Source organism: Qipengyuania mesophila (assembly GCF_019711655.1).
In the GTDB taxonomy this organism is placed as follows: domain Bacteria; phylum Pseudomonadota; class Alphaproteobacteria; order Sphingomonadales; family Sphingomonadaceae; genus Qipengyuania; species Qipengyuania mesophila.
Genome location: NZ_JAIGNU010000001.1, coordinates 689,293 through 712,876 on the forward strand (window position 1 = coordinate 689,293; position 23,584 = coordinate 712,876).

At 65.6% G+C, this 23,584-nt stretch carries 16 protein-coding genes; 13 read left to right on the forward strand and 3 right to left on the reverse strand.

From position 1 onward, the window contains the following. The first annotated feature begins 231 nt into the window (after positions 1-231). From K3181_RS03505 to K3181_RS03545, 9 genes are all read left to right on the forward strand, one after another. Complete coding sequence (locus tag K3181_RS03505) at positions 232-3,270, forward strand: TonB-dependent receptor (protein ID WP_247714851.1); 3,039 nt, start codon at positions 232-234, stop codon at positions 3,268-3,270. A 116-nt stretch (positions 3,271-3,386) separates the two neighbouring features. Next, on the forward strand, positions 3,387-4,934 hold the full coding sequence (locus K3181_RS03510; protein ID WP_221600842.1) for a tryptophan halogenase family protein: 1,548 nt from the start codon (positions 3,387-3,389) through the stop codon (positions 4,932-4,934). Positions 4,935-4,936: 2 nt separating this feature from the next. Beyond that, on the forward strand, positions 4,937-5,656 hold the full coding sequence (locus tag K3181_RS03515) for a SapC family protein (protein ID WP_221600844.1): 720 nt from the start codon (positions 4,937-4,939) through the stop codon (positions 5,654-5,656). Next, positions 5,649-6,680: a cupin-like domain-containing protein gene (locus K3181_RS03520; RefSeq protein ID WP_345725438.1), complete on the forward strand. Its 1,032-nt coding sequence runs from the start codon at positions 5,649-5,651 to the stop codon at positions 6,678-6,680. Before K3181_RS03515 ends, K3181_RS03520 begins: the two co-directional genes overlap by 8 nt. Continuing rightward, positions 6,677-8,179 (forward strand): tryptophan halogenase family protein, encoded by a 1,503-nt coding sequence (locus K3181_RS03525; protein ID WP_221600848.1) that lies wholly within the window; start codon positions 6,677-6,679, stop codon positions 8,177-8,179. The genes K3181_RS03520 and K3181_RS03525 overlap by 4 nt, the downstream gene beginning before the upstream one ends. Before the next feature lie 66 nt (positions 8,180-8,245). Further along, positions 8,246-9,307, forward strand: a complete 1,062-nt coding sequence (locus K3181_RS03530) for a LacI family DNA-binding transcriptional regulator (protein ID WP_221600850.1) — start codon at positions 8,246-8,248, stop codon at positions 9,305-9,307. Positions 9,308-9,486: 179 nt separating this feature from the next. Beyond that, the gene (locus K3181_RS03535) at positions 9,487-11,889 is read left to right on the forward strand and encodes a glycoside hydrolase family 3 protein (protein WP_221600852.1); all 2,403 of its coding nucleotides are present in this window, start codon (positions 9,487-9,489) and stop codon (positions 11,887-11,889) included. 112 nt (positions 11,890-12,001) lie between these two features. Beyond that, entirely contained in the window at positions 12,002-13,423 is a 1,422-nt protein-coding gene (locus K3181_RS03540) for a sugar MFS transporter (RefSeq protein WP_221600855.1), read from the forward strand. Between the two features lie 91 nt (positions 13,424-13,514). Then, positions 13,515-14,249 carry a 3'(2'),5'-bisphosphate nucleotidase CysQ gene (locus tag K3181_RS03545; RefSeq protein ID WP_282099750.1) on the forward strand — a complete coding sequence of 245 codons (735 nt, stop codon included), beginning with the start codon at positions 13,515-13,517 and terminating at the stop codon, positions 14,247-14,249. Position 14,250: 1 nt separating this feature from the next. Here K3181_RS03545 and K3181_RS03550 read toward each other — a convergent pair whose 3' ends face one another. Beyond that, positions 14,251-15,144 (reverse strand): HpcH/HpaI aldolase/citrate lyase family protein, encoded by an 894-nt coding sequence (locus tag K3181_RS03550; protein WP_221600858.1) that lies wholly within the window; start codon positions 15,142-15,144, stop codon positions 14,251-14,253. 256 nt (positions 15,145-15,400) lie between these two features. Here K3181_RS03550 and K3181_RS03555 point away from each other — a divergent pair, with 256 nt between their 5' ends. The 4 genes from K3181_RS03555 to K3181_RS03570 are packed head-to-tail and all read left to right on the forward strand — an operon-like array spanning position 15,401 to position 20,530. Further along, positions 15,401-16,903 carry an MFS transporter gene (locus K3181_RS03555; protein WP_345725439.1) on the forward strand — a complete coding sequence of 501 codons (1,503 nt, stop codon included), beginning with the start codon at positions 15,401-15,403 and terminating at the stop codon, positions 16,901-16,903. Positions 16,904-16,930: 27 nt separating this feature from the next. Beyond that, positions 16,931-18,142 (forward strand): acyl-CoA dehydrogenase family protein, encoded by a 1,212-nt coding sequence (locus K3181_RS03560; RefSeq protein ID WP_221600861.1) that lies wholly within the window; start codon positions 16,931-16,933, stop codon positions 18,140-18,142. A gap of 19 nt (positions 18,143-18,161) precedes the next feature. Next, complete coding sequence (locus K3181_RS03565) at positions 18,162-19,232, forward strand: acyl-CoA dehydrogenase family protein (protein ID WP_221600863.1); 1,071 nt, start codon at positions 18,162-18,164, stop codon at positions 19,230-19,232. Continuing rightward, entirely contained in the window at positions 19,229-20,530 is a 1,302-nt protein-coding gene (locus tag K3181_RS03570; protein WP_247714852.1) for an MFS transporter, read from the forward strand. Before K3181_RS03565 ends, K3181_RS03570 begins: the two co-directional genes overlap by 4 nt. Here K3181_RS03570 and K3181_RS03575 read toward each other — a convergent pair. Together K3181_RS03575 and K3181_RS03580 are read right to left on the reverse strand one after the other, a co-directional pair. Beyond that, on the reverse strand, positions 20,522-21,748 hold the full coding sequence (locus tag K3181_RS03575) for a TetR/AcrR family transcriptional regulator (protein ID WP_221600865.1): 1,227 nt from the start codon (positions 21,746-21,748) through the stop codon (positions 20,522-20,524). The two genes, K3181_RS03570 and K3181_RS03575, sit on opposite strands and share 9 nt — an antisense overlap. After that, positions 21,745-23,481 carry a class I adenylate-forming enzyme family protein gene (locus tag K3181_RS03580; protein WP_221600867.1) on the reverse strand — a complete coding sequence of 579 codons (1,737 nt, stop codon included), beginning with the start codon at positions 23,479-23,481 and terminating at the stop codon, positions 21,745-21,747. Before K3181_RS03580 ends, K3181_RS03575 begins: the two co-directional genes overlap by 4 nt. Positions 23,482-23,584 lie beyond the last annotated feature (103 nt).

A 23,584-nucleotide genomic window follows, 5' to 3' on the forward strand; every position in this document is an offset into this window, starting at 1 on the left:
CGTCGCTCCAGCTAGTCATGCGCCGCCGTTTGGGCAACCGTGCCGGTTTGCCCGCGCGTTCGCCAGCCATCGCCTTGACGCAAAAATCGCAACATTCTTGCCACACACGTGCATTTTTGTGACGAATCCTGCGCTCGCTCGATTGACCAAGTGAACGTTATCAAATAGGTGAACGTTCACATTTGGATTGTCATGCGCACTAAGTGCATGTCTCTGGGAGGAGAATCACCAATGAAGTGGAAGAGCAAGCCTTCGCTCATCAAATTCATGGCGGGCGCGTCGGTCGTTGCCATGGGCGCAACGGCCACGGCCGCGATGGCGCAGGACGCGACGGCGAACGAGGAAGCAGCCGAAGAGGTCCTCCAGGACGACGGCAATGTGATCGTCGTTTCGGGTATCCGCGCCAGTCTGCGTGAATCGATGAACATCAAGCGCGAAGGCCAGGGTGTCGTCGATGCGATCTCGTCCGAAGACATCGGCAAGTTCCCCGACACCAACCTTGCGGAATCGCTCCAGCGCATCACCGGCGTCTCGATCGAGCGCACCAACGGCGAAGGCACCAATGTGACCGTTCGCGGTTTCGGCGCCGACTACAACCTCGTCACGCTCAATGGCCGCCAGATGCCGACCTCGACGCTCGGCGACGGCGCCAGCGCGCCCTCCTCGCGCTCGTTCGACTTCGGCAATCTCGCTTCGGAAGCGGTCGCAGCGGTCGAGGTCTACAAGACCGGCCGCGCCACGATCCCCTCGGGCGGGATCGGTTCGACCATCAACATCCGCACGCCGCGCCCGCTCGACGATCCGGGCTTCAAGGGCAGCATCGGCATCAAGGGCGTCTATGACGATTCGCAGAACGGCGATGTCGACATCACACCCGAAGTCTCGGGCATCCTTTCGTCCACCTTCATGGACGACCGCATCGGCATCGCGCTGACCGGCAGCTACCAGAAGCGCAATTCCAGCTTCAACCAGTTCTTCAGCGAGTTCCGCGACGGCTACCTCGGCTGCGGTTCGGGCTTCGAGAACGAATGGGGCGCGATCCCCTGCGATCCGAACAACGACTGGCGCGGCAACTACAACCTCCAGGAAAACCGCCCGGGCGCCGATGACGTCTACGCCGTTCCGCAGAACGGTTCGTACAACATCACCGACGTCTCGCGCGAGCGCATCAACGGCCAGGCCGTGCTCCAGTACGAAGTCGTCGACGGCCTGACCGCGACGGTGGACTACACCTTCTCGCAGAACACCGTCGAAGCGCGCCAGAGCTCGGTCGGCATCTGGTTCAACCACGTGACCACCGCCAGCTCCTACACCGACGGTCCGGTCACTTCGCCGAACTTCTATTCGGAAAACTTCGGCGGCGCCCCCTCGGACCTCTCCTACAGCGGCTCGCTGACCGCCAACCGGTCGATCAACAAGTCGCTCGGCTTCAACCTCGAATGGGAAGCCCCGGGCGACCTGACCTGGGTCTTCGACTACCACAATTCGAGCGCCGAATCGAAGCCGACCAACCAGTACGGCTCGAGCATGTCGGTCGGCACTGCGGTCTACGGCCTGCAGGAACAGAAGATCGATTACACGACCTACCTGCCGGTGATTTCTTACGTGAACGCGCCCGGGTTCGATTCGAACGATCCCGCGCAACGCTTCGCCACCGGCAACTCGTTCCGCAACGCCTACTTCCGCGACGATATCGAGCAGGCGCAACTGAGCGGCCACTGGGAGGCCGACCTCGGCTTCCTCGAAAGCCTCGATTTCGGTGTGGCCTATACGGAAAACAAGGTGAAATCGGCCTACGGCTTCATCCAGAACGATACCTGGGGCGGCGTGGGTACGGCGGCCGACATCCCCGACGACATCTTCTATCCCATCAGCATCACCGAAGCGTTCCGCGGCATGGAAGGCGTGGATAATCCCGACATCATCCAGAGCTTCTACGGTTTCGACCTCGAGCGGATGGTCACGCTGCTGGAGGACCAGTTCGGTATCTGTTCGAACCCGGCCACGGGCACCTCGATCTCCGGAACCTGTCTCGCAGTCCAGGACACCGATCGCCGCATCACGGAAAAGACGCTCGCTCCCTATATGGAAGCGACCTTCGGCTTCGATCTCGGTGCTGGCGAAGCGAGCCTGATCACGGGCCTTCGCTACGAAACCACCACGGTGGATTCGAGCGCGCTGGTTCCGATCCCGACCGGCACCCAGTGGGTCGCGGCGAACGAATTCAACCTGACCTATGCGCCGGGTGCCTTCGCTCGCCAGAAGGGAGACTACGACTTCTGGCTGCCGAATATCGACCTCAAGGTCGAGCCGGTGAACGACGTCATCGTCCGTGCGTCCTACAGCCACACGATCGCGCGCCCGACCTATGCCCAGCTGCAGGGCGGACGCACCTTCGACGCGCTCTTCCGTGTCGGTGGCGGCACCGCCAACCAGGGTAACCCCGGCCTGCTGCCGTACAAGTCGGAGAACTTCGACGTTTCGGCGGAATGGTACTACGGTCCGGAGAGCTATCTGTCGGTCGGCTACTTCCGCAAGAACGTGAAGAACTTCATCGGCAGCGTGACGTCCACCGTCGTGGTCGACGGCAACGAGACGCCCTTCACCAATCCGCTTTACGATCCGTACAACGGTCCGCGGGCCGATGCGGCACGGGCGGCACTGGGTCAGGATGCCCCGCTCGACGATATCCGGGCGTACATCATCGCCAACTATCCCGACACGGTGGTCGACCTGGGCAACGGCCAGTTCGGCATTGTCGGCCTGCCCGAGGATGCCCTGGTCCCGTTCCAGCTGACCACGCCGATCAACAACGACCAGACCGGCACGATCCAGGGCTGGGAGTTCGCTCTCCAGCACAACTTCTGGGATACCGGCTTCGGCGTCATCCTGAACTACACCATCGTCAACGGTGACGCGACCTACGACAACACGCTGCCCTATACGGCAACCCAGTTCGCGCTGGTCGGCCTGTCCGACAGCGCCAATGCGGTGCTGTTCTACGACAAGGGCGGCCTCCAGGCCCGCGCCGCGTGGAACTGGCGTGACGAATACCTCGCAGGTTACGGCAACAACCCGTTCTATCGCGACGAATACTGGCAGATCGACGCCAGCATCTCGTACGAGTTCGACATGGGGCTGACCGTCTTCGCCGAGGGCATCAACCTCACCGGCGAGAACCTCAAGGGACATCGCCGCGGAGACAACACGACCTTCTTCTCGTACCGCGGTGCTCCGCGCTACGCGGCGGGCGTTCGCTTCTCCTTCTGACATGGCAGGGGCCGCTGCGGCGGCCCCCGCCACGCGACAGAGAGAGCCGCGCTGCCCGGGCAGTGCGGCTCTCTTTTTTGTCTCGCGTGCGTAGAGAGGGTATGGGACCGGGGATAATGGCTGGCGAATTCAACAGGCTGGTGATCGTGGGCGGCGGCACGGCGGGCTGGCTGACCGCCTGCGTGCTCGCGGCGCGCCGACCCGAACTGGATGTGACGCTGGTCGAGGCCCCCGACATCCCGACGATCGGCGTCGGCGAAGGCAGTTGGCCGACGCTGCGCGATACGCTCGCCACCATCGGGATCGACGAGGCAGACTTCCTCGAGGCCTGCGATGCGTCCTTCAAGCAGGGCTCGCGCTTCGACGGCTGGGTCGATGGCGCGCCCTCCGACAGCTATTACCACCCCTTCACCCCGCCGGTCGCAGGACCGATGGCGGAGGTGCTCGGCGCCTGGGCCCAGCGCGGCGACGGCACCTCCTTCGCCGCGGCTGTCAGCCCGCAGGCCGCGATCTGCGAGCGCGACCTCGCCCCGCGCCAACGCGCCATGCCCGCCTATGCCGGGGCATTGAACTACGGCTACCACCTCGACGCGGGCAAGCTCGCCGCGCTGCTGGCGGGCCATGCGGTTGACAGGCTCGGCGTGAAGCATGTGCACGCCCAAGTGACCGGCGTGGAACGCGATGTGGACGGCCTGCTGACGCAGCTAGACCTGCGGGACGCGGAGCCGCTTGCCGGCGACTTCTTCGTCGATTGCACCGGCATGGCGGCGCGGTTGATCTCCGGGGAACTGGGTGTCGGCTGGGTCGATCGCTCCGACGTTTCGTTCAACGACCGCGCGCTCGCGGTGCAGATACCGGTCGAGCCCGGTAGCGCGATCGCCTCGCAGACCATCGGCACCGCACACGAGGCGGGCTGGCTGTGGGACATCGCGCTGCCCACGCGTCGCGGGATCGGCTGCGTCTATTCCTCGCGCTTCCTCGACGACGCCGGGGCCGAGCAAGTGCTCGCCGATTACGTCGCCGCGCAGGTCCCGGGTGCCGATATGGCCGCTCTCGCCCCGCGCAAGCTGCAATTCGCGACCGGGCATCGGGAAAGGTTCTGGGAGGGCAATTGCCTCTCCGTCGGGCTTTCGGCCGGCTTCATCGAGCCGCTCGAAGCCTCGGCCATCGTGCTGATCGAACTGTCGGCCAAGGCGCTTGCCGATGGCTACCCGCACAGCCGCGCCGCGCTTCCGCATCTTGCCGACCGCTTCAACGCGCTGTTCCGCTATCGCTGGGACCGGATCGTCGATTTCCTCAAGCTGCATTACGTCCTCAGCCGGCGCGAGGAACCCTATTGGCGGGCGCAGCGCGGTGCGGCGAGTGTACCCGCCTCGCTGGCGGCGCAGCTCGAACTTTGGCGCGACCATCCGCCCGCGCCAGCCGACTTCCCCCAGGTGGACGAGATCTTCTCCGCCGCCAGCCAGCAATATGTCCTCTACGGCATGGGCTTTCCGCTCCCCGCCGAATGCAACGGCGCAGCGTCCGATGGCGCCGCCAAGCGGCTGGCCGAGATCGCCGAACGCAGCCGCGCCCTCGCCGCCGCGCTGCCTTCCAACCGAACCTATCTCGATGCATTGATCGCGAGCGCCCACAGCCGCGCCGCGCAAGGAGAAAACGCCTGACAATGAGCAATCACCAGATCCTCAACACCGCCGATCACGCGCAATTGCGGGTCCATACCGGTGCCGGTGCGCAATTCGGCGACGCCGCCATGGCGGCGCTGGTCGTGCCCGACGAGTTCCGGCAGTTGCAGGCGCATTATCCGATCGTATTCCGGCGCGACAACGAGAGCGGCAAGTTCACCGCGCTCGCCCTGTTCGGCTTCGAGAATGGCGAGAACCTGTTCCTCGACGGTAATGAATGGACCGCGCGCTACCGTCCGCTCTCGATCGCGGTCCAGCCCTTCCTCGTCGGCCAGGCGCCCGGCGGCGAAAGCGAAGGCCAGGTCCATATCGACATGGACCATCCGCGTGTCGCCAATGATGGCGAAGGCACGCTGCTGTTCGACGAGACCGGCAAGGCGACGCCCTTCCTCGAGGATATCTCGGGCAAGCTCGGCGTGCTCCATGCCGGGTATCAGGCCAGCGCCGATTTCTACGAAGCGCTGGCACGCTACGAACTGCTCGAACCCTTTACCTTCGAAGTGCCGCTGTCGAACGGCTCGAAGCATTCGCTGGTCGGCTTCCACATGATCGACGAGGACAAGCTGCGCGCGCTCGACGGCGACGCGCTCGGCGCGCTCCATGCCGAGGGTCACCTGCTGCCGATCTTCATGGCCGTCGCCTCGTTGTCGAACCTTTCCACCCTCGTCGAACGCAAGGATGCGAAGGAGAGCCGTGGCTGAAGCCGATCCCTCGATCTTCGCGCAGATGAAGCAGGTGGAAGTGCGCGATGTGGCCGATGCGGCTGCCCTGTCGGACGTGCTCGACGGCCATCCGCAGCCCTTCGTCGTGCGCGGCCTCGTCAAGGACTGGCCGCTGGTCCGGGCGGGGCTCGAATCCCCGCGTGCCGCGCGGCAATATTTGCTCGAGCGATCGCGGCCGGTGCCCTTCACCGTCACCATCGGCCAGCCCGGTCGCGACGGGCGGCTGTTCTACGACGACGATTTCGGGATGAATTTCCGCGAAGCGCGCGGCAAGCTGGGCGACATCTTCCGCGGCTTCGACGACAACGAAGGTCGCGCCGATGCCCCGGCGATCTATCTCACCTCGGTCGACATGAAGCTGTTCTTCGACGGGCTCGTCGAAGACAACCCCTCTCCAGTCGGCGATCGCGATCCGCTCCAGAGCATCTGGATCGGCACTTCGACCCGCGTCGCCGCGCACAATGATTTCCCGCGCAACCTCGCCTGCTGCGCGGTGGGCCGGCGGCGCTTCACCATCTTCCCGCCCGAGCAGTTCGAAAACCTCTATATCGGCCCGCTCGAAAACACCCCGGCGGGCCGTGCGGTCAGCATGGTCGATTTCCACGAGCCCGATTTCGAAACCTATCCCCGCTTCGCCGAGGCGCTCGACCATGCGCAGGTGGTCGAACTCGAACCAGGCGATGCGGTCTATATCCCGTCGATGTGGTGGCACCATGTGGAGGGGCTGTCCGCCTTCAACGTGCTGGTGAACTACTGGTGGCGCGACACGCCCGCCTTTCTCGGTCAGCCGCAGGAGGCGCTCAACCACGCCATCCTGGCGATCCGCGACCTGCCCGCCGAGGAGCGCGCGCTGTGGCGCAAGCTGTTCGATCACTATGTGTTCGAAAACCCGCCCGGCGTCGCCGAGCACATTCCCGAGCAGGCGCGCGGCGTGCTCGCCCCACTGACGGCCAAGACCGCGGGCCAGCTCCGCGCCTTCCTCCTGAGGACACTGAACCGATGAGTAGCGACTACAAGCCCCGCAGGATCGTGGTGGCGGGCGGCGGCACCGCCGGCTGGATGGCCGCCGCCGCACTGGCCAAGACCATGGGCGACGCGATCGAGCTGACGCTGGTCGAAAGCGACGCGATCGGCACGGTCGGCGTGGGCGAGGCGACGATCCCGCCGCTGATCGCCTTCAACAAGCTGCTCGGCATCAACGAAGCCGAGTTCATGCGCGAGACGCAGGCGACCTTCAAGCTCGGTATCGAGTTCGAGAACTGGAAGGTCGAAGGCGAGAAATACTTCCATTCCTTCGGTTCGACCGGGCGCGATCACTGGTCGGCCGGCTTCCAGCATTTCTGGGGCGAAGGCCTGCAGAGGGGCCACACGCAGAGCTATGACGACTATTGCCTCGAACTGCTCGCCGCCTATGCCGGCAAGTTCGCGCACCTGCCCGAGAACCGGCTGAACTACGCCTTCCATCTCAACGCCACCGCCTATGCCACCTTCCTGCGAAGGATCGCCGAGGCGGCGGGTGCCACCCGCGTCGAAGGCAAGATCGCGCAGGTCGAACTCGATGCCGAGAAGGGCAATATCGCCGCGATCCGGCTCGAGGACGGCCAGCGGCTCGAAGGCGATTTGTTCGTCGACTGCACGGGCTTTCGCGCGCTGCTGATCGAGGGCGCGCTGCACGTCGGTTACGACGACTGGACGCACCATCTGCCCTGCGACAGCGCGATCGCGGTGCAGACCGAGCTGGCCGGGCCGCCCCTCCCCTATACCCGCGCCATCGCGCATGATGCGGGCTGGCAATGGCGGATCCCGCTGCAGCATCGCGGCGGGAACGGCATCGTCTATTGCAGCCGCTACCTGTCGAAGGATGCGGCGCAGGATCGGCTGATGTCGACGCTCGAAGGCAAGCCGATCAGCGAGCCGCGCGCGATCCCCTTCACCACCGGCGCGCGGCGCAAGCAGTGGCACCGCAACTGTATCGCCATCGGGCTGTCGTCGGGCTTCCTCGAGCCGCTCGAATCGACCAGCATCCACCTGATCCAGCGCGCCGTTATCCGGCTGCTCAGGATGATGCCCGCGGGCGAGGTCAGCGAGCGCGACGTGGCCGAATTCAACGACCAGCAGCTGACCGACATGGTCCAGGTGCGCGACTTCCTGATCCTGCACTACAAGGCCACCGAACGGAGCGACAGCCCGTTCTGGCGCCAGTGCGCGACGATGGACATACCCGACAGCCTGACCCAGAAGATCGAGCTGTTCCGCGAGACCGGGCGGGTGTTCCGCAAGAACGAGGAACTCTTCGTCGAGAACAGCTGGGTCCAGGTCATGCTTGGCCAGGGTATCATGCCGCGCGCCTTCCACCCGGTGGCCAAGAAGATGAGCGACGACGAGCTCGCGCTGTTCCTCAAGACACTGCGCGAGAATGTTGCGCGAACGGTGGCGAGCCTGCCCGACCACCACGCCTATGTGGCGCAATATTGCGGGGCAAAAGCGGCGCAGGCCGCATAGGCCGGGGTTCTCAGCTCGGCAGGTTCCTATTAGCGAAACGGGTAGTACGGGGGATTAGTCACACTCATGGGACGGCGGCGCCAGTCAGTCACCATCAAGCATGTTGCAGCCGATGCGGGGGTTTCCCTGCAGACGGTCAGCCGCGTGATCAACAACGAGCCCAATGTGCGGCCGGCAATGAAGGCCAAGGTCCAGGCGAGCATCGACAAGCTCGGCTACGTCCCCTCGATCGCGGCCCGGCGGATGAGCGGTTCGCGCTCCTACCTGATCCTCGCGATCAACGACCGCGACCGCACGATTGCCGACTGGCAGGCGCGCGATGGGCGCGACTGGGTCGACCAGATGCTGCTCGGCGGGATGCTGACCGCGGCGGAGCGCGGCTATCGCATGATCTTCGAACTGGTCGACACGCATAGCGACCATGTCGAACGCGAGCTCGGCGCGGCGATCGCCGCGCTGCAGCCCGACGGCGTCATCGTGACCCCGCCGCATTCGGAAAACCCGCAGATCACCGGCTTCCTCGCCGAAAGCGGCATCCCCTTCGCGCGGATCGGTTCGACCGAGGAAGGCCCCGGCATCCGCATGACGATGGGCGACGAATTGCTGGCGGGCAAGGCGACCGACCATCTCATCGAACTCGGCCACACGCGGATCGGCTTCATCGCCGGTCCCGACGAATACAGCCTTGCCGGCTGGCGCGTCGACGGATGGCGCGAAGCGATGGAGAATGCCGAGCTCGATTGCGAGGGCCTGCTCGAAAAGGGGGATTTCAGCTTCGAGAGCGGGCTGCCCGCGGCCCGCGCCCTGCTCGACCGGGCCACGCCGCCGACCGCGATCATCGCCAGCAGCGACCAGATGGCGCTCGCGACGCTCGACGTGGCCAAGGAGCGGGGCCTTCGCGTGCCGCAGGATCTTTCGATCGTCAGCTTCGACAATACGCCCGTGGTGCGCTTCTGCACCCCCGCCCTTACCGCGCTCGACCAGCCCATCGCGCGGACCGCGGCGCGCGCGGTCGAACTGCTCATCGACCTGCGCAACAACGGTATTCCGGAGGCACCGGTGGTGGTCGAAGGCGAATTGATCGTCCGCGGCTCGACCGCGCGGGCGCCGAGCGAACGCAAGAACTGAGCACATCCGAGCCGCATCCGGTGCCCGATTTCCTGCGGCGCCCCCCTCCGCCCTACGCCGGGTGCGACGGCAACAAGCAAGAGCGTTGATCCACCGCTTGATTTTCCTCCGATTGCATGGCACCCCTCACGATTGATAACGTTCTCATTCAAATCGGGGACGCTGAGGGGATTATTGGAATGAAAGCGTTTCTGACGTCGACGGCTGCGGCCATCTGCCTTGCCGGGTGTACCACGGCCCCGGCCGAATTGCGGGATGCGCCGGCGGTGCAGGCGCCGCAGTCCACCGAGGATGCGCGCGTCGCCGATCTCATTTCGCGCATGAGCCTCGAGCGCAAGGTCGCGCAGCTGATCCAGCCGCAGATCAATTCCTTCACCGCCGCCGACATGGAACGCTACCGCTTCGGGAGCTATCTCAACGGCGGCAACGGCGGCCCCTATGGCGACGAATACGCGCCCGCGAGCGAGTGGCTGCGGCTGGCCGACGAAATGTATCTCGCCTCGGTCAAGCCGCTCCCCGGCGACGAGCCGGCGATCCCGACCATGTGGGGCACCGATGCCGTCCACGGCCACACCAATGTCGTTGGCGCGACCATCTTCCCGCACAACATCGCGCTCGGCGCGACGCGCGATGCCGACTTGGTCCGCCGGATCGGCGAAGCGACCGCGGTCGAGATCGAAGTGACCGGGATCGACTGGAATTTCTCGCCCACGGTTGCGGTCGCGCAGGACGACCGCTGGGGCCGGACCTACGAGAGCTATTCGGAAGATCCGCGGATCGTCGCTCCGCTGGGCGCGGCGCTGGTCGAAGGGCTCCAGGGCCGCAAGGGCGATCCCGACCGCCTCGGCGCCGGCCATGTCATCGCCACCGCCAAGCATTTCTTCGGCGACGGTGGCACCGACCAGGGCGTCGACCAGGGCGAGGTCACCGGCGATATCGAGGCGCTGAAGACAATCCACGCCGCCCCCTACCCCGCCGCGATCGGCGCCGGTGTCGAGGCCATCATGGCCAGCTTCAATTCGATCAACGGCAAGAAGATGCACGGCAACAAGTCACTGCTGACCGACGTGCTGCGCGGCGAACTGGGCTTCGACGGCCTCGTCGTGGGCGACTGGAACGGACACGGCCAGGTGGCCGGCTGCACCAATACCGATTGCCCGCAATCGCTGCTCGCCGGGCTCGACATCTACATGGTGCCCGACGACTGGAAGGGCCTGCTCGAAACACTGGTCGGGCAGGTCGAAGACGGAACGATCCCGATGGCAACGCTCGACGAGGCCGTCACTCGCATCCTGCGCGTCAAGCTGCGAGCCGGGCTGCTTGACGGCGCCGTGAAGCCTTCCGATCGCCCCAATGCCGGCCAGCTTGAACTGCTCGGTTCGCCCGAGCATCGCGCGATCGCGCGCGAGGCGGTGGCGAAATCGCAGGTGCTGCTCAAGAACAACGGTGTCCTGCCGCTGCAGGCAGGCGCGAACATCCTCGTCGCGGGCACTGCCGCCGACGACATCGCGCAGGCATCGGGCGGCTGGACGCTGACCTGGCAGGGCGGCGGCGACCTCGACAACAGCTATTTCCCGGGGGCGACCTCGATCTGGAGCGGCCTCAAGGCGGCGACCGAGGAAAGCGGCGGCAAGGCGACGCTCTCGGCCGACGGCAGCTATGGCGAGAAGCCCGACGTCGCGATCGTCGTCTTCGGCGAAAAGCCCTATGCCGAATTCGCCGGCGACCGGAAGCATCTCGGCTTCACCGACGAGGAAGGGCTCGACCTGCTGCGCAAGTTCAAGGTTGAGGGAATCCCGACCGTCGCCGTGTTCCTTTCGGGCCGGCCGATGTGGGTCAATCGCGAACTCAACGCCGCCGATGCCTTCGTCGCCTCGTGGCTGCCGGGTAGCGAGGGCGAAGGGATCGCCGACGCGCTGACCGGCGCGCGGCCCGCGACCGGCAAGCTCGGTTTCAGCTGGCCTGCGACCTGCGACTTCGGCCCGTTGAACGGTCCGCAGGGTGCGCTCTTCCCCGTCGGATACGGCCGCTCGCTCGAGGATACGTCCGCCACGCCGCAGCTCGACGAGACCTGCGCCCCGCTGCTCGAAGGACCCTCGCGCGCACTGTTCGAATCCGGGCGGCTCGCCGATGGCGCAATCGCTTTCGTCACCAAGCCCAACATCACCGGCGAAGGCGAGCTGCTCGCGCAGATGCGCGGCGACATCACCGATGCTGGCGTGAGCGTTCGCAGCGTGGACCGGAATGCGCAGGAGGACGCGCGCGAGGTTTCGATGCGTGCCGGATCGCGCTTCGGCCTCGCGCAGGATCGCGACAGCGGCGGCGCCTATCGTATCGCCTACGAGGTGATGACGCGACCGACGGCGCCGATCGCCCTGCGGGTCGGCGAGGACGCCGTGGTGGACCTGACCGACAAGTTCGCGCTCGCCCACGGCAAAGGTTGGCGCGAGATGCTGATCACCGAGGCCTGCGCGCCGGGTCTGGGCCAGCGCATCCGCTTCGAGACAGAAGGCGACATAAGTTTCCGGATTTCCAGCGTAACGCGCGAGGACGTGCCAGAGGGCACCGCCTGCTCGTTCTGAACGAATGCATTCGTATTCGTCTTGTGACGCGGTTATGGCGTGTCACACGACGCACAAAGAAATACGGCCCGGGCACCCATAAATCGCACCGGCTCCAGGGAGGAATTCTGACATGGCACTCGCACCCGATGTTGCGACGAGCACCGATCCTTATCCGGTCGAGGACGAAGGCACCCATGTGAATGCGCCGGGTCTGCAATATTTCGTTTTCGCGCTGTTCTTCATCTTCGGCGGCATCACCTCGCTCAACGACGTGATCCTGCCCAAGCTGAAGGAGCTGTTCACGCTCAACTACACGCAGGCGATGCTGGTGCAGTTCTGCTTCTTTACCGCCTACCTGCTGATCGGCATTCCCGGCGCGCAACTGGTCAAGAAGATCGGATACATGCGCGGCGCAGTGGCCGGCCTTTTGACCATGATGGCGGGCTGCCTGCTGTTCATCCCGGCGAGCCAGACGGCGACCTACGGCCTGTTCCTCGGCGCACTGTTCATCCTCGCCAGCGGCGTGGTGATCGTCCAGGTCGTGACCAACCCGCTGATCAGCCTGCTCGGTCCACAGAAGACTGTCCACAGTCGACTGACCTTCGCGCAGGCGTTCAACAGCCTCGGCACGACCGTTTTCCCGCGCGTCGGCTCGGCCTTGATCCTTGGCAGCATCGCTGGCGTCTCCGCCGCCGAACTTTCGGGTGCCGAACTCGACGCCTATCGCACCGCCGAGAGCGCGGCGATCGTCTCGACCTATATCGGCCTGGCCGTCGCGCTCGCCGTGATCGCGCTGGTGGTCTGGATCAATCGCAACAAGCTGCCGCACGACACGACCTCGATGGAGGGCGCCGCGCTGACCACCCCGCTGCGCTATCTCGCGGGGATCGTGCTGATCGCGATCGGCGGCTGGCTGGTCATCAACGGCAGCGAAATCCCCGGCATCGTCCTGCTGGTGGCCGCCCCGGCGATCTGGCTGTGGGGCAACAGCCTGCTCAGCCGCACGCGCTTCTCCTTCGGCGCGGCCTGTATCTTCCTCTATGTCGGTGCCGAAGTCGCCATCGGCTCGCTCATCGTCAACTACCTGATGCAGGAAGGCGTCTTGGGGCTGAGCGAACAGGCGGCAGGCAACATGATCTGGATGTACTGGGGTGGTGCCCTCGTCGGCCGGATCATCGGCTCGCTGGTGCTGCGCTTCGTCAGCCCCGGGCTCGTCCTGATGGGCGTGGCGCTGGGCGCGATCTCGCTGGTGCTGATCTCGACCAACACCACGGGCACGGTCTCAGCCTACAGCCTGCTAGCGGTCGGCCTGATGAACTCGATCATGTTCCCGACGATCTTCTCGCTCGCCTGCGAAAAGCTCGGACTCAAGGCAGCCGACGGGTCGGGGATCATCAACATCGCGATCTTCGGCGGTGCGGTGATCCCGCTGCTCACCGGTATGCTGGCCGACGCCAGCGGCAGCCTGGGCACGGCGCTGATCCTCCCCATCGTCTGCTATGCGATCATCGCGGCATTCGGCATCTACGCGCGCAGGCCCGCCACCGCCTGATTTCGCACCTGCAACAATTCGGGGGTTCGCAAGGCGGCTGCGGTCTGCCATGCGAACCCCCAAGCATTTGGACACCGGGGACAATACCAGCATGACCGACGCCGAACTCGCCGCCCACCTCGCCGACGTGGCGGGCCGGATCCTGATCGAGGTCCGCGAGAGCGGCATGTTCGAAGGCAAGGCGCTAGGCAAGGCGGGCGACCAGACCGCCAACCAGTTCCTCGTCCACGCGCTGCGCGAACAGCGGCCCGAGGACGGCCTGCTGTCCGAGGAAAGCAAGGATACCGACGAGCGCCTGTCGAAGGAGCGCGTGTGGATCGTCGACCCGGTCGACGGCACGCGCGAATATGGCGAGGCGCGGACCGACTGGGCGGTGCATGTCGCGCTCTGCGTCAACGGCAGGCCCGAGATCGGTGCGGTCGCCCTGCCTGGCCTCGGCGTCGTCCTGCGCACCGACGCACCGATCGACATGCGCGCGAGCGCCGCCAAGCCGCGCATGGTTGTCAGCCGTACGCGCCCGGCAGCCGAAGCGGTCGCCGTCTCCGAAGCGATCGGCGCCGAGCTGGTCGGTATGGGCTCGGCCGGCGCCAAATCCATGGCGGTGGTCCGCGGCGAAGCCGAAATCTACCTCCACACGGGTGGACAGTACGAATGGGACAGCGCCGCGCCCGCAGCCGTCGCGCTGGCGCACGGCCTGCACGCCAGCCGCATCGACGGCAGCCCGCTCATCTACAACAATGCCGACACCTACATGCCCGACCTGCTCATCTGCCGCCCCGAATGGGCCGAGCGGGTACTGGCGGAGGTCGCGAAACTCTCGGCCTGAGCTAGCCCTCGACCTGCGCCAGCAACTGGTGCGCGCGGGAGAGATGCGGTCGGTCGAGCATGCCGCCCTTCCAGCCGATCGTCCCCGCACCGGGATTGGCCTCGAACAGATCGACGATCTCGCGCGCTTCGGCGATCTCTTCCTCGCTCGGCGTGAAGGCCTCGTTGATCACGGGGACCTGCGCCGGGTGGATCGCGAGCATGCCCCGATAGCCCTGGCGGCGAACGTCGATCGCGCGGTGGCGCAGCGCCTCGAGATCGCGGAAATTTGTGTCGATGGTCTCGATCGGAACGACCTCGGCCGCTGCCGCGCCGAGCAGGCACAGGCTGCGCGCGAGCTTGTAGGTGAAAGCGAAGTCGCCTTCGAAATCCTTGTTGCTCTGCGCGCCGATCGAATCCGCGAGGTCCTCCGCGCCCCAGGTCATTGCCGCCAGCCGCGGGGCCCCGCCATAGTCCCCTGTGGTGAACATCGCCGCCGCGGTTTCGGTCACCAGCGCGATCACCGGGGTCGAGCCGGGCTCGATTCCGTTCTCCACTTCGAGGGCGGTCATCTGGCGATCGAGTTCCTCGACGTCATGGCGTCCGCGCGATTTGGGCAGCATGATTCCGCCGGGCCGTGCGGGCATGATTACCGCCAGATCGTCGGCGGTCCACGCCCCGTCGAGCGGGTTCACACGGACCCACAGCCGGGCACGTTCGGCCTCGCTCTTGCCCTGGAGGATTTGCGCGATCGCCGTGCGGGCATCGGACTTGCCGCTCTCGACCACCGAATCCTCGAGATCGAAGATGACGATATCGGCCTCGCCCTCGGCGGCCTTGGTCATCTTCTTCTCGCTGTCGCCCGGCGCGAACAGCCAGCTGCGCATGCGGATCTGGGGCTTGGATGTCTCGTTCATCCGCGTGCTTGAGGCGAATGCGGTCGTCCGCGTCAAGGGCAAAGCGCGATGCCGTAACGTCGACATGCTTGCGCTTGCCCACTTTCGGTTGTGCGGTATGCTACCCACCGCCCGCAGAGCATGCGATTCCCCAAAATGGCCGAACGCATGGGGCAAGAGAGGAGGGTGACTGGGTGCAACACTGGCCCCGGCATGCGATCATCGCCGTGCGATCGGCTTTTCCGAACATCGGGTATCCCAGCCGGGAGCATCTGCGGTGAACCGCGCCGATCCCCTGCCTGTGAATGCGCCGCCAAAGCTCTCCACCGCAACCCGTATCGCCTACGGCACCGGCGCAATCGCCGACGGGATCAAGAATGCGGCGTTCTCCACCTATCTGCTACTCTATTTCAACCAGGTGCTCGGCGTGCCTGCGGCAATCGTTTCGACCGCGATTGCGCTGACGCTGGCGGTGGACGCGGTGGTCGACCCGCTGATCGGCCGGATATCGGACCTCACCCGTTCGCGCTGGGGCAGGCGCCATCCCTACATTGTCGGCGCTGCGATCCCGACCGCCGTGTGCTTCGCGCTGACCTGGTTTCCGCCCTCCGGCCTCACCGACTTCCAGATGGGCATCTGGATCTTCGCCTTCGCTTCGCTCACCCGCGCCTGCATCAGCACCTACCAGGTGCCTGCCAACGCAATGGGGACCGAGCTGACGCAGGACTATACCGAGCGCACCCGGATCTACGGCCTGAGATATTGGTTCGGCTATGCCGGCACCTTCGCCTTCGCCGCTTTCGCGCTGTCGGTATTCTTCCGCGCGACGCCCGAATATCCGCAAGGCCAGCTGAACCCGGCGGGCTACACACCCTTCGCCCTCAGTGCGGCAGCGGTGATCCTCGTTACGATCCTCATCTGCGGCTTCGGCACTGCCAGCCGAATTCCGCATTTGCGTCAGACGGAAGAGCGCGAAGAGGCGGCAGGTGTGCTCACCCACCTGAAGGAGATGGGTGCCGCCTTCACCCATCGCGCCTTCCTGACGCTGTTCGGATTCTCGGTACTCAAATGGACCGCGATCGGGCTCTACGGGGCGACCTCGCTCTATTTCGGGACCTATGTCTATCGTCTCACCGCGCTCGAGCTCGCACTGCTTACGCTCGACGGGTTCCTCGCGGTATGCATCGCCCTCCCCCTCGCGCCGCGCTTCACCCGTTGGTGGGGCAAGCGCAGGTCGGCGATGTTCATGGCCTTCTTCGGCGTCACGCTCGGCACGGCCCCCTTGTGGCTCACCTATCTCGACCTGTTCTTCGAACCCGGCCATCCTCTGCTCGTGCCGACCCTGCTGGTCATCAACGCGATCTATGGCGCGATGGTGGCGATCAGCCTGATGACGACCTCGTCGATGCTCGCCGACGTGGTCGAGGACGACGCGGTCAAATCGGGCCGCCACAATGCCGGAATCTATTTCGCGGCGAACAGCTTCGCCGTGCAATGCGCGGCCGGTCTGGGCATCCTCGCGGCAGGTATCGTGCTCGAAACCTCGCGCTTCCCGGTCGGCCTCAAGCCCGAGGCGGTGACCCGCGCGATGACCGACAGCCTGATCGCGCATTACGTACCCATGGTGATGGCGCTGTGGGGGATTGGCTGCCTTGTCCTGTGGTTCTATCCCATTACCGAAGCGAAGCACCTGGAGAATGTCGAGAAGCTGCGCGCCCGCGAGGCGGAGGCGAACGCCCGCGTGCAGAGTAACAATCCCGTAAGCGGCGCCAGCCGCTAGGACCCGAATGACTTTAAGGAGAGGCCCATGGCAACCCAGCTAGAACCCGATGTCCGGGCGGACGAGGATGCATTCCGCACCGAAGTACAGCAATTCCTCGCCGACCATTTCCCCACCGAGCTCAAGAACAAGGGTAGCGCCCTTGCCGGCGTCGACGGGCCGACCAATGAAACGCCGGCGCAGAAGGCCTGGCGCGAGGCGGTGGGCGAGCGCGGCTGGGGAACGCCGACATGGCCCAAACAATATGGCGGCGGCGGGCTGACCAAGGCGCAAGCCCGGATCATCGAGCAGGAATTCGCCAAGGCGGGCGCCTACAATCCGATCGGCGGCATGGGTGTGATGATGTTCGGCCCGACGCTGCTCGAATACGGCAGCGAAGAGCAGAAGAACGAGCACATCCCGCCGATCTGCCGCGGCGAGATCCGCTGGTGCCAGGGCTATTCGGAACCTAATGCCGGCTCCGACCTCGCCAATCTGCAGACCTTCGCCGAGGACAAGGGCGACCACTATCTCGTCAATGGCCAGAAGACCTGGACCAGCGGTGGCCAGTGGGCCGACAAGTGCTTCGCCATCGTCCGCACCGACAAGAGCGACAAGCACAAGGGCATCAGCTTCATGCTGATCGACATGGACGCGCCCGGAGTGGAGGTGCGCCCGATCACCATGATCAGTGGCACCAGCCCCTTCTGCGAAACCTTCTTCACCGATGTGAAGGTGCCGAAGGAGAATCTCGTCGGCGAGGAAGGCCAGGGCTGGACCATCGGCAAGCGCCTGCTCCAGCACGAGCGCACCAATATCTCGGGCGGCGGACGCCTGGCGAGCATGATGGGCCAGAGCCTCGGCGATATCGCCAAGAAATATGGCACGACCGACGCCGATGGCGAACTCGCCGACAAGGTGCTGCGCGACAAGATCGCCGATTTCGAGATCCGCTGGAACAGCTTCCTGCTCACCGCGCGCCGCGCGGTCGAGGAGAGCAAGGCGCAGGGCGGCGTCTCCGAAATCAGCTCTGTGCTGAAGAAGGTCGGCACCAAGCTGAGCCAGGAACGCAGCGAGCTGCTGATCGAGATCCGCGGGCTGCAGGGCCTCGGCTGGGAAGGCAAGGAGTTCACCGACGGCGAACTCGAGGCCGTGCGCGGCTGGCTCTTCGGCAAGGCCACGACGATCTATGGCGGATCGACCGAAATCCAGAACAACATCATCGCCAAGCGCGTGCTCGGCATGCTCGACCACCAGTAAGAGAGGGGAGCACTCAGACATGGCAGTTCTCAACGAAGAACAGGAAATGCTGCGCGACATGGCGCGCGAATGGGCGACCAACGAGAGCCCGGTCACCGAATTCCGCAAGGTCCGCGCGGCCGGCGAGCCGCAGGCCTACGATACGACCGCCTATGCCACGATGGCCGAAATGGGCTGGGCCGGGGTGATCGTGCCCGAAGAGCACGGCGGGTCGGACTTCGGCTTCATGTCGGCCGGCCTCGTGATCGAGGAACTCGGCAAGACGCTGACCGCCAGCCCGCTGGTCGCCACGACCGTCGCGGCGAGCGCGATCATCCTCGGCGGCAGCGACGAACAGAAGGCCAAGTGGCTGCCCAGGCTGGCCAGCGGCGAGACCGTCGCCACGCTCGCGGTCGACGAAGGCGCGCATCATGATCCCTCAGTGATCGAGACCAGCGTCTCGGACGGCAAGCTGAGCGGCAAGAAGGCCTTCGTCCACGAGGCACATGGCGCGGACCTGTTCGTCGTCGCGGCCAAGGACGGGCTCTATCTGGTCGAGAAGGGTGACGGGGTCACGCTCACCACGCGCAAGCTGACCGACCAGCGCAGCCATGCCGACATCGCCTTCGACGGCGCTGCCGCGGACAAGCTCGCAGGCGGCGGCGAGTCCTTGCTCGACGATGTGCTCGACCGCGCGCGTGTACTGACCGCGGCCGAGATGCTCGGCATGGCGCAGCAGGTCTTCGACACCACGCTCGACTATCTGAAGCAGCGCGTGCAGTTCAACCAGGTGCTCGCCACCTTCCAGGCGCTACAACACCGCATGGCCGACCTCTTCGCCGACCTCGCGCAGATGCGCAGCGCAGTCGAGGCGGGCCTGCAGGCGGTCGATGGCGGCTTCGGCGTCGCCCGCGCCGCGACCATCGCCAAGGCGGAAGCCAACCGCGTGCTGCACACGATCAGCAACCAGGGCATCCAGCTCCACGGCGGCATCGGCATGACCGACGAATACGACGTCGGCTTCTACCTCAAGCGCGCCCGCGTGCTCGAAGCGGCCTGGGGCTCGTCGAGCTATCTCAAGGACCGTTTCGCCAAGCTCGGCAGCTATTGAGCGAAGCGCTCGCCTCATCGGGCGAGGACGATGCGGGGCCCCCGGACGGCGATGTCTGGGGGCGCCATCGCGCCTTCATGGAGGCGAACCTCCGGCGCAATTACGCGACCAATCTGACGCATGGCGTCTTCGGCATGACGGGCTTCCGCCTGATCTATGCCCCGACCATCATTCCCGCCTATCTCTACCTGCTGACCGGCAGCGCCGCCGCGGTCGGGCTCGGCACCGCGCTGCTGCAGCTGGGCGGAACGGTCTCGCCCATATTGTCGGGCGCGCAGGTCGAGAGCCGCAAGCGCATCCTGCCCTATGCGATCGCCGTCGGCTCGATGATGCGGGTGATGGTGCTCGCGCTGGCGATCGCCGCCTGGACGCTCGAGGGCACCACGCTGCTGGTCGTCACGCTCGCCAGCTTCCTCCTGCTCGGCTTCTTCAGCGGGGCGCAGCGCGTCGCCTTCCAGATGCTGATGGCGAAGCTCATCCCGATCGACCGCCGCGGACGGCTGCAGGGCATCCGCAACATGGCCGGCGGACTGATCGCCGCCGGGCTCGCCTGGGTGGCGGGGCATTATTTCATCGAGCAGAAATGGTTCGGCAACGGCTATGCGACGACCTTCCTGCTCGCCTTCCTGCTGACCTCGGTCGGCCTGTTCGTGCTGCGGCTGGGCATCCGCGAACCCGATGCGCCGCGATTGCGTCCGGTGATGCCCTTACGCGAACGGGTCGGGCAGTTCGGCGAATTGCTCCAGCACCGCGATTTTCGAGCCTTCCTCTTCGCGCACGGACTTGCCGCGATCGCCCGGGTCGGCCTGCCCTTCTGGACGCTCTATGTCGGTGACCGGCTGGGCCTCGACGGCGCGCTGATCGGATCGCTCAGCCTCGCCTTCCTGGCCGCCGACACAATGTCCAACCTCGTGTGGGGCTCGCTCGGCGACCGGATGGGCTTCCGCGCAGTCTATCTCGGCGCGCTGGCCAGCAGCCTTGCGGGCATGCTGCTGCTGGTCTTCGGCGACGGCTGGCTGCTTTACGCCAGCTTCGCCTTCCTCGGCTTCGGCTTCTCTGGCTGGATGATGGCCGCGGTCACACTGGTGCTCGAATTCGGCGAGCACGAGGACATCCCGATGCGGCTCGCGCTGACCACCACGGTCGAGGGCGGTGTGTCCTCGATCGGGCCGGTCCTGGTGGGGCTGAGCATCGCGGCGCTGGGTTACGCCCCACTGATCGTCGCCGCCTTCGCCTCGCTGCTCGCCAGCCTCGCGTTGATGCTTTGGCGCGTGCGCGAACCGCGCGGTTCAGCCTGACGGCGCGAGCAGCCCTTCGGACATGGCCGAGAGATAGGTCCGGATGGCCTCGCCCGGCGGATCGAAGCGCGCCGCCCAGTGCCGCGCCTCATAGGCCGAATTGACCGTCGACATGATCACCTGCCCGGCGACCAGCGGGTCGATCGCACGGACCGATCCGTCGGCGATCCCGTCGATCAGCATGCCGGCAAAGCGCCGGGCGAGCCGGTTCGAACGCGTTACCACATCGACCTTGTGCTCTGCATCGAGGGCTTGCAGCGCCGTGGTTCGCAGGAGCGGCGTCGGATCGAAGAACTGCAGGTCTACCAGTTCGGCGAGCACACTCGACAGGCGGGTCCAGTAATCGGTGCCGATCTCGCGTCCGGCGATCTGCGCCGATGACAGGCGGTCGTAGCTCTGCTGGAAACAGGCCAGCACCAGATCGTCCTTCGCCTGGTGGTGGTGATAAAAGCTGCCCTTGGTGACGTTGAGGCTCTCGGCGATGCGATTGACCGAGGCGCCGCGATAGCCGAGCCGGTTGATCATCACCGTCGCGGCGCGCAGGAAGGCCTCGATCTGGCCTGGTTCCTCGGCATCGGGCGTACGCCAGTTGCCGATAAGCTGTTGCGGTTCGAAGGCCCCACGCCGGGCCGGCAGGCCATTGGCGAGGATGTCGAACAGGCGCTCTTCGATACGGTCGAAATCGAGCACCGAATAGCGCAGCGACCAGATCGGCCACCACATCATCGCCTCGAGCAATATGTGCGCGCGAGCGGAAAACAGCGCGCGTTGCGCATTGTTGTGCCACTCGCCGAAGAAGCGGCGGACGATGTCGACGACGCGCAAATAGTGCGCCATCAGCGGTTCCTGCACTTCGGGTTCGAGCGTGCGGATTTCCGACAGGGCAGTGGTAAGCCCGCGTTCGCCGGCGCGGATGCGCTTGCGCAGCGCGATATGTGCGGCGATGAAATGGCGCAGCCGTGCGGCCGGATCGGCCTGCTCCAGCGCCTCCTCCGCCATCGCCTCCATCAGCGTCAGGGTCTGATCGTAGACCGCCACGACCAGCTGGTCCTTGCGCGGAAAGTAATAGGTCACGCTCGTCGCATTGAGCCCGATCGCCTTCGCCACCTCGGCCAGAGTGGTCGCCTGCACCCCGACCTCGTTGATCAGCACCGAAGCGGCATGAATGATTTCCTCGCGTTTCTCGCCAAACTTGCGGGTGGCGGCGGGGCGGCTCATGCGAAGAAGGCCGCCAGATCCTTCTTGAGGATCTTGCCATTGGCGTTGCGGGGCAGCGTATCCTTCACGAAGGCCACGCGCACCGGCACCTTGAACTTCGCCAGCCGCTCCGCGACCCAGGCGCGCAGTTCCTCCTCGCTCGCCGACATTCCCGGAGCGAGGTGGACGACCGCCGCGGGCTCTTCGCCCAGCGTCTTGTGCGGAATGCCGATCAGCGCCGCGTCGGTCACCGCCGGGTGGTCGTAGAGGACGTTCTCGACTTCGGAGGAATAGATGTTCTCGCCGCCACGGATGATCATGTCCTTCGCCCGGTCGGCAATGTAGCAGAACCCTTCCTCGTCGAGGCGGGCCAGGTCGCCGGTGCGAACCCAGCCGTCGACGAAGGTCTCGGCCGTTGCCTCGGGGCGGTTCCAATAGCCCTTCACCACCATCGGGCCGCGCGCCCAGAGCTCGCCAACTTCGCCGACGGGCAGTTCGGTCTTCCCGTCTTCGGACATGATCTTCACGTCTGCGGTGGCTACCGGCGGGCCGCAACTGTCGGGGCGGTTGAGGTAATCCTCGCTGGAATGGCTGGTGACCGTCGCCATCGTCTCGGTCATGCCCCAGCCGTTGCCGGGCAGCGCGCCGAACACCTCGTTTATCTTCCGCACGAGTTCGGGTGCCGAAGGCGCGCCCCCATAGGCGATCGCTTCCAGACTGGAGAGGTCGTAATTCTCGCGCTCGGGATGTTCGATCAGCTGCCAGGCGATGGTGGGCACGCCGCCGGTCATGTTGACCTTCTCGCGCTCGATCAGCTCGAACGCCTTCACCGGGTCCCACTTGTGCATGAACACCATGGTGTGCCCGGCGACGACATAGCCCATCAACCCGGCCGAACAGGCGGTGACGTGGAACAGGGGAATGACTGTGAGGCCGACCTTCTGCACCGGCTCGGGCGGTTGTTCGCCCCGGCGCAGCGCGGCGCAGGCGGCGCTGTATCCGCTGGAAAGGATATTGGTGCACAGATTGCGATGCGTCCCGAGCGCGCCCTTGGGCTCGCCGGTGGTCCCGCTGGTGTAGAAAATGGTGGCATCGTCGTCGGGTGCGATGTCGCAGTCGGGCAATTCGCCTTCGGGAAGCGCGGCATAGTCGTTCGGTTTCCCGATGATCTCTTCGAGCCGCTCGGCACCATCGGGATCGCTATCGCATCGCGATACGAACACGGTTTCCAGCTCGGGAAATTCGGCCCGATGGGGTGCCATGCGGTCCCAGCGCTCATCGTCGCAGACGAGTAGTTTCGCGCCCGAATTGGCCAGCCCGAAGGCCAGCTCCTGCCCCGTCCACCAAGCATTGAGCGGAACGCAGATCGCCCCGATCGTCACCGCGGCGAAGAAGGCGACCGGCCATTCGGGCAGATTGCGCATCGCCAGCGCCACGCGGTCGCCCTTATCCACGCCGCGGGCGCGGAATTCGGCGGCCAGCCGGGCCACCGCCCGGAACCAGGCATCGTAGGTGACGCGCTCGTCCTCGTAGATGGTGAACAGCCGGTCGCCGTGGGCACGGCCCGCCATGGCAACCAGCCGCAGATTGGCCGGGGCGTTCTTCCACACCCGCGTCGATATGCCGCCGATATCGACCATTTCCATCTCGAAGCGTTCGCCCGGCGCGGTCAGCCGTGCGGCGCATTCGGTACGCGACATCGCCGGCCAGTTTGCCGGCGGCACGAACCCGATCGCCCGTGCGAGGTCGTTCATTGTCAGTCCCCCAATCCGCAGCCGCTCGTCCCGGCGACTCTCTCCACCGGCGATCTAACCCTGCTTTCGCCTTCCGCGCAAGCCGCCTTCGAAGCTGAGGTAT

Excerpts from the sequence above, each read along its gene's own strand:
- K3181_RS03505 (WP_247714851.1), top strand. The coding sequence starts at position 232 with ATGAAGTGGAAGAGCAAGCCTTCGCTCATCAAATTCATGGCGGGCGCG.
- K3181_RS03510 (WP_221600842.1), top strand. The coding sequence starts at position 3,387 with ATGGCTGGCGAATTCAACAGGCTGGTGATCGTGGGCGGCGGCACGGCG.
- K3181_RS03515 (WP_221600844.1), top strand. The coding sequence starts at position 4,937 with ATGAGCAATCACCAGATCCTCAACACCGCCGATCACGCGCAATTGCGG.
- K3181_RS03525 (WP_221600848.1), top strand. The coding sequence starts at position 6,677 with ATGAGTAGCGACTACAAGCCCCGCAGGATCGTGGTGGCGGGCGGCGGC.
- K3181_RS03530 (WP_221600850.1), top strand. The coding sequence starts at position 8,246 with ATGGGACGGCGGCGCCAGTCAGTCACCATCAAGCATGTTGCAGCCGAT.
- K3181_RS03535 (WP_221600852.1), top strand. The coding sequence starts at position 9,487 with ATGAAAGCGTTTCTGACGTCGACGGCTGCGGCCATCTGCCTTGCCGGG.
- K3181_RS03540 (WP_221600855.1), top strand. The coding sequence starts at position 12,002 with ATGGCACTCGCACCCGATGTTGCGACGAGCACCGATCCTTATCCGGTC.
- K3181_RS03545 (WP_282099750.1), top strand. The coding sequence starts at position 13,515 with ATGACCGACGCCGAACTCGCCGCCCACCTCGCCGACGTGGCGGGCCGG.
- K3181_RS03550 (WP_221600858.1), bottom strand. The coding sequence starts at position 15,144 with ATGAACGAGACATCCAAGCCCCAGATCCGCATGCGCAGCTGGCTGTTC.
- K3181_RS03560 (WP_221600861.1), top strand. The coding sequence starts at position 16,931 with ATGGCAACCCAGCTAGAACCCGATGTCCGGGCGGACGAGGATGCATTC.
- K3181_RS03565 (WP_221600863.1), top strand. The coding sequence starts at position 18,162 with ATGGCAGTTCTCAACGAAGAACAGGAAATGCTGCGCGACATGGCGCGC.
- K3181_RS03575 (WP_221600865.1), bottom strand. The coding sequence starts at position 21,748 with ATGAGCCGCCCCGCCGCCACCCGCAAGTTTGGCGAGAAACGCGAGGAA.
- K3181_RS03580 (WP_221600867.1), bottom strand. The coding sequence starts at position 23,481 with ATGAACGACCTCGCACGGGCGATCGGGTTCGTGCCGCCGGCAAACTGG.